Origin of the sequence: Pseudopedobacter sp. (genome assembly GCF_040392825.1) — a bacterium.
GTDB lineage: Bacteria > Bacteroidota > Bacteroidia > Sphingobacteriales > Sphingobacteriaceae > Pseudopedobacter.
In genome coordinates, this window is sequence record NZ_JBEBVH010000233.1 from 1 (window position 1) to 6,462 (window position 6,462).

Genomic DNA, 6,462 nt, shown 5'->3' on the forward strand with positions numbered 1-6,462 from the left:
TTGCAATAAACCACATAAAATAGTTTGCTCGCCCATTAAGTCAGATTTTACTTCTGCAACGAAAGAAGATCTTAACACACCAGCTCTGTGACCACCAGTACCCACACAGTAAGCTTTAGCTTGTGCCAAACCTTTACCTTCAGGATCGTTCTCTGGATGAACAGCTATCAATGTAGGAACACCAAAACCTCTTAAATACTCAGCTCTAACTTCAGAACCTGGACATTTAGGAGCAACCATAATTACAGTAATGTCTTTACGAATCTGCATTCCTTCTTCCACGATGTTAAAGCCATGAGAGTATAATAGGGTAGAACCTTGTTTCATCAATGGCATAACAGCGCTAACAACAGCAGTGTGTTGTTTATCTGGAGTTAAGTTAACCACTACATCAGCAGTAGGAATTAACTCGTCGTAAGTTCCAACTTTAAAGTTGTTTTCTGTAGCATTTTTCCAGGAATCTCTTTTACCTTCAATAGCTTCTTTACGTAAAGCGTAAGAAATATCTAAACCGCTATCTCTTAAATTTAAACCTTGGTTCAAACCTTGAGCACCTGCTCCAACGATAACAATTTTTTTGCCTTTTAATGCGTTTATGCCATCAGCGAATTCAGAGTTTTCCATAAACTCACAAACGCCTAATTGGTTCAATTGCTCTCTTAACGGTAAGGTGTTAAAATAATTTGCCATTTTTTGTTTATTATTACTTGTATTTAATTCTACTATTTTCTTATTAATCTTCTCTGCGCTAAGGCATAACCCAGGTGTATGTTGTCATGCCCCGCGGTTGTAACTAAAATTTCTCCAAAGGTATTCATTTCAACTTTATATGTCGATGTAGCAAACGATTGTACTTTTTCAAAAAAGCCGTCATCATAATCGCTTTGGATCTCTTTTATAGTCGACAATGCCAATGCTTTTAATTCATTGACTTCGTCAGTATTGATGAACCTGGAGGGTTTTGATTCCCTTTTAAAATCGTCATTATATTTTATCCAGGATGCATCTGTTTTTATTCCGGTGCGAACATAGCAAAGCGATTGGGTACTTACAACAATATGTCCGAAATTCCAGATAATATTGTTGTTGAAACCTTCCGGAATATGATTTAACTCTTCTATTGTAAGAGAATCTACCAGTTGAATAAAAGCTTGCCGGGTTTGGATAATGAAATTAAAAGTCTGTTCTGTCATATTACATTGTAAATACCTTGTCCCTTTTATTCAAATATTCATTTTCTGCTGCTTGTTCACCAGGGAGATTACTTTCAAATTTCTTTAATTTAGAATGGAAACCTTCGCTGTCTTTAATAATGGCTACCCTTGCACTTCTTACAAATTCAATTAAACCATAAGGTTGCAGTACATCAATCAGTTTATCAGTCTCTTCTCTATGCCCTGTAGCCTCAAAAACAGTATAATCTTTTCTGATGACTACAGCCCTCGCACCATGTTCGCGAAGTAATCTTTCTACACTTACATGCTCTGCAATGATATCGGTAGGAACTTTATATAAAGCCAATTCCTGCCAAATAATTTCTTCATTGCGGTTATAATAGACTTTCAGCACTTCGACCTGTTTCTCCAGTTGTCTGGCTACCTTTCTAACTACCTCTTCAGTTTCATGGATGACAATATTGAAACGGTGGATACTATCCACTTCAGAAGGAGAAGTATTTAAGCTTTCTATATTCAGTTTTCTGCGACTGAATATAATAGCTATTCTACTCAGTAAACCAACTTGGTTTTCGGTATAAACGGTGATGTTATATTCCTGCTTTTCTATTTTCGCTTCCATAATGATTTACTAATTATTTAAGTCTGATTTCACTTACACTGCATCCTTGCGGAACCATAGGGAACACATTGTTTTCTTTGGTAACCATAACTTCCAGCAGATAGGAACCTTTATGGCTCAACATTGTTTCCAAAGCAGAATTTAATTGTGCCCTTTCAGAAACTTTCTGGCCATCTATATAGTAACTTTTTGCCAAAGCTACGAAATCCGGGCTGGTAATATTTACAAATGAATATCTTCTATCGTGGAAAAGCTCTTGCCATTGTCTAACCATACCTAAGAACTGGTTATTTAGGATGACAATTTTAACATTCACTCCGCTTTGCATAATTGTACCCAACTCCTGAAGTGTCATCTGGAACCCGCCGTCACCTATGATTGCAACAACCGTTCTGTCCTGAGCTCCGAATTTAGCACCAATTGCAGCCGGAAGCGCAAATCCCATAGTACCTAACCCACCACTGGTGATATTGCTTCTGGTGTGGTTGAACTTCGCATAACGACAAGCTACCATCTGATGTTGACCAACGTCGGTTACAATTACCGCATCACCATTAGTTAACTGGTTCAGTAAATTGATAACTTCGCCCATAGTCATTTCACCTTCTTTCGGATTGATTTCTTTCTCAATACATTCAGCGATTTCTTCTTTTTCGTAGTCTCTGAATCTTTGTAACCAGGCTTTATGCGCTTTTTTCTCCACCAGTTCGGTTAAAAGTGGCAAAGTCTCTTTACAGTCTCCCCAAACAGGTACTGTAGTTTTTACGTTTTTGTCAATCTCTGCCGGATCGATATCTAAATGGATAACTTTAGCTTGCTTGGCATATTTATCTAAACGGCCGGTTACACGGTCATCAAAACGCATACCTATCGCAATCAGCACATCACATTCATTTGTCAAAACGTTAGGGCCATAATTACCATGCATACCTAACATACCCACGTTTAGTTCATGATCCGTAGGAATTGCACCGGCACCCATAATCGTCCATGCCGACGGAATTCCGGCTTTCTCTACAAAAGCTTTAAATTCTGCTTCTGCATTTCCCAATAAAACGCCTTGTCCAAATAAAACAAAAGGTTTTTCTGCTTTATTGATAAGCTCTGCAGCTTGTTCAATATATTCTTTTCTTACAATTGGCTTAGGTCTATAGCTTCTGATGTGATCACATTTTTTATAGCCGTAGTAATCTGTCAATTGTAATTGTGCGTTTTTGGTAATATCAATCAATACCGGTCCAGGTCTCCCTGTTCTAGCTATATAGAAAGCTTTCGCCATCACTTCTTCAATTTCAGAAGCATCGGTAATCTGATAATTCCATTTGGTTACCGGGGTAGTAATATTGATTACGTCAGTTTCCTGGAAAGCATCTGTACCCAATAAATGAGCAAATACCTGCCCTGTAATAGCAACCATTGGAGTGCTATCTATTTGAGCATCTGCTAAACCGGTAATCAGGTTAGTAGCACCGGGGCCGCTTGTAGCGAAAACTACACCTACTTTGCCAGAAGTTCTGGCATAACCTTGTGCTGCGTGGGTAGCACCTTGTTCATGTCTAACCAAAACATGTTGTAATTTATCCTCATAGTCGAATAAAGCATCATATATTGGCATAATTGCACCCCCGGGATAGCCGAATATTGTATCAACATTTTCCTCGATAAGGCACTTAAGTACAATTTCTTGACCTTTCAGTTGCTGAACTGCTACTGTAGCAGTTTCTTCCGGACTAGTGGTCAGTAACACATCCTTTTGTTGCATTTTCTACACTTTTAAAATATTTATACAATACCCCTCTTTTAACCGGAGGTTCTGGTTGTTTCCATTGCGCTCTTCTTGCTGCTAATTCCTCGTCAGAAAGCAATACATTAATTGTATTGGTAGTTGCATCGATTTCTATAATATCCTCGTCCTGAATTAATGCAATTGTACCTCCCTCGTAAGCTTCCGGTACAATGTGTCCCACAACGAAACCATGCGTACCACCAGAGAAACGTCCATCGGTAATTAAGGCTACAGAAGAACCTAATCCGGCACCAATGATGGCGGCTGTAGGTTTTAACATTTCCGACATACCCGGTCCACCTTTTGGTCCTACGTAACGAATTACGACTACATCACCAGCTTTTACTTTTCCTGAAGAAATACCCTGAATTAATTCGCTTTCTCCATTAAATGTACGGGCAGTTCCTTTAAAGCGTTCTCCTTCTTTTCCAGAAATCTTTGCGACAGAACCTTCAGTAGCAACGTTTCCGTAAAGCATTTGTAAGTGTCCGGTCGCTTTTATAGGTTTTTCCAATGGGAAAATCACTTTCTGATTTTCAAACTCGATATCAGGTACCGATTCTAAATTCTCAGCAATCGTTTTTCCTGTTACAGTTAAACAATCTCCGTGGATTAATCCTTTGTTCAGTAAGTATTTCATTACCATAGGAACACCACCAATATTGTGAAGATCTTCCATCAGGTATTTTCCGCTTGGTTTCAAGTCTGCCAATACAGGGATTCTATCACTGATATTCTGGAAATCTTTTAGCGTTAACTCAAGTCCTACGGAATCAGCCATTGCAATCATATGCAATACCGCATTAGTACTGCCTCCTAAAACCATAATAACCGTAATCGCGTTTTCAAAAGCTTTTCTGGTTAGGATATCGCTAGGCTTAATATCTTTCTCTAATAAGATTTTGATATATTTTCCTGCTTCTCTACACTCGTTTATTTTTTCCTGACTTAAAGCCGGATTAGACGAGCTGTAAGGTAAACTCATTCCCATCGCTTCAATCGCAGAAGACATGGTATTTGCGGTGTACATTCCGCCACAAGCACCGGCTCCAGGGCAGGCATGCTCAATAACACCCTGATAATCTTCGTCGCTTAAGTTTCCGGCAAGTTTCTGACCCAATGCTTCGAAAGCAGAAACAATATTAAGAGCTTCTCCTTTGTATTCTCCGGGATGGATAGAACCACCATAAACCATAATAGAAGGACGGTTTAATCTCGCCATTGCAATTAAAGATCCGGGCATGTTTTTATCACAACCAGGTACGGTAATTAAACCGTCATAAAAATGGGCACCGGTAACAGTTTCTATAGAGTCGGCAATTAAATCTCTTGATACCAAAGAATATCTCATGCCAGTAGTACCGTTGGTAATACCATCACTTACACCAATGGTATGGAATGTCAAACCGACCAGACCATTATCCCAGACACCTTTTTTGACTTCTGCGGCCAGGCCGTTTAAGTGCATATTGCAATTGTTTCCATCATATCCCATACTGGCAATACCAACTTGTGCTTTAGACATGTCAGCTGTGGTTAAGCCTATGGCATAAAGTTGTGCCTGAGAGGCGGGTTGCGTTTTGTCCTGAGTAATTGTCTTACTGTACTTGTTTAATTCCATTATATTATAACCTCGTAACTTAATTTATCCAATACTAATTTTTTATAGGCTCTTTGAAGCATAGCCCCAACACTATCTTCGAAATTTAACCGAAATCGTACATTGTCTACCGAGCCGATGCCGACGACTTCCGCGGCGGTGCTGCATAAGAATGCACTGTCTGCATCTTTGAATTCTTCCGGTGTAATGTCTTTTTCTATAACTTCTATCTCAAAAGATCTCGCGATTTGAATTAGCGTAGATCTTGTTATTCCTGCTAATATATATTCTGATGATGCTGGAGTATATATTTTTCCATCTTTCTCGCAAAAAAGATTGGCTCCCGGAGTTTCAGCAATAAAACCTCGTTCATCTAATTGAATAGCATCATCGTAACCATCATTTGTAGCTTCTGTTGTTGCTATAATAGAATTGATATAGTTCCCTGTAATCTTGGCGTCTATAGGAGAAGTCTTCGGACTCAACCTTCGGTGAGAAGAAATACAAGTGTTCAATAGCTTGTTACCATTGTAGAAATCCCATTCCCAGGCCATAATGGTAATATCAGCTATATCGTTAATTTTTAAATCCATACCTCTGCCGGTTGTAACCAACGGTCTTATGTAGGCATTATCCAGTTTGTTAAGCTCCAATAGACGATAAGAAATTCTGATTAATTCATAGATGTCCCTTTTAAAAGGTATACCTATCTTTTCACAAGATTGCATCAGACGTTCAAAATGCTCTTTTGCTTTGAAAATTTTCACACCATTGTCTGTAACATAAGAGCGTAAGCCCTCGAAAACTCCAAAACCATAATGCACACTTTGGCTGAAAATATCGATGCCTGTGGAAGTAGATTCCACAAATTCACCTTTAGTGTATATGTATTTTTTCATTTTTGTTACAATTGACTTTTTTTCAAAAAAAATGCCTCCGTTTAAGAAGGCACATCTAAATATCTTTTGTTTATTATTTAAAACATGCCTTCTGCATATCACCCAAAATCAGGTAAGTAACTAATAAGACGATAATATTGACAATGACTAGCATGTTAGATTTTTATTGATATTGCTTTTGATTGTTGTAAGGTAGTATATCCTTTAATTATTGTCAATAGCTCAATAAAAAAAGTTTAAATAAAAATAATGTTTCGAATATTCTTGTTTATTTGTTTTAATGTTGTTGTTTTGTGTTGTTTTTTGAAATATTATTTTTGATGCCATGAACCAAACATCAAAATGGTATTCGGTATAAATGCTATGTATGCATAATATTT

The 6,462-nt window shown here is 38.0% G+C and carries 6 protein-coding genes; all 6 read right to left on the reverse strand.

The window, feature by feature from the left end:
* The coding region (gene ilvC, locus ABWO41_RS14270; RefSeq protein ID WP_353139395.1) for a ketol-acid reductoisomerase at positions 1-690 on the reverse strand (690 nt) is incomplete at its 3' end.
* Between the two features lie 32 nt (positions 691-722).
* Complete coding sequence (locus ABWO41_RS14275; protein WP_353139398.1) at positions 723-1,193, reverse strand: DinB family protein; 471 nt, start codon at positions 1,191-1,193, stop codon at positions 723-725.
* 1 nt (position 1,194) lies between these two features.
* Complete coding sequence (ilvN, locus tag ABWO41_RS14280; RefSeq protein ID WP_353139401.1) at positions 1,195-1,797, reverse strand: acetolactate synthase small subunit; 603 nt, start codon at positions 1,795-1,797, stop codon at positions 1,195-1,197.
* A gap of 13 nt (positions 1,798-1,810) precedes the next feature.
* Complete coding sequence (ilvB, locus tag ABWO41_RS14285; RefSeq protein WP_353139404.1) at positions 1,811-3,559, reverse strand: biosynthetic-type acetolactate synthase large subunit; 1,749 nt, start codon at positions 3,557-3,559, stop codon at positions 1,811-1,813.
* Positions 3,528-5,204 (reverse strand): dihydroxy-acid dehydratase, encoded by a 1,677-nt coding sequence (ilvD, locus tag ABWO41_RS14290; RefSeq protein WP_353139407.1) that lies wholly within the window; start codon positions 5,202-5,204, stop codon positions 3,528-3,530. Before ilvD ends, ilvB begins: the two co-directional genes overlap by 32 nt.
* Positions 5,204-6,082, reverse strand: coding sequence for a branched-chain-amino-acid transaminase (ilvE, locus tag ABWO41_RS14295; protein WP_353139410.1), 879 nt, complete (start codon positions 6,080-6,082; stop codon positions 5,204-5,206). The genes ilvD and ilvE overlap by 1 nt, the downstream gene beginning before the upstream one ends.
* Between the last annotated feature and the right edge of the window lie 380 nt (positions 6,083-6,462).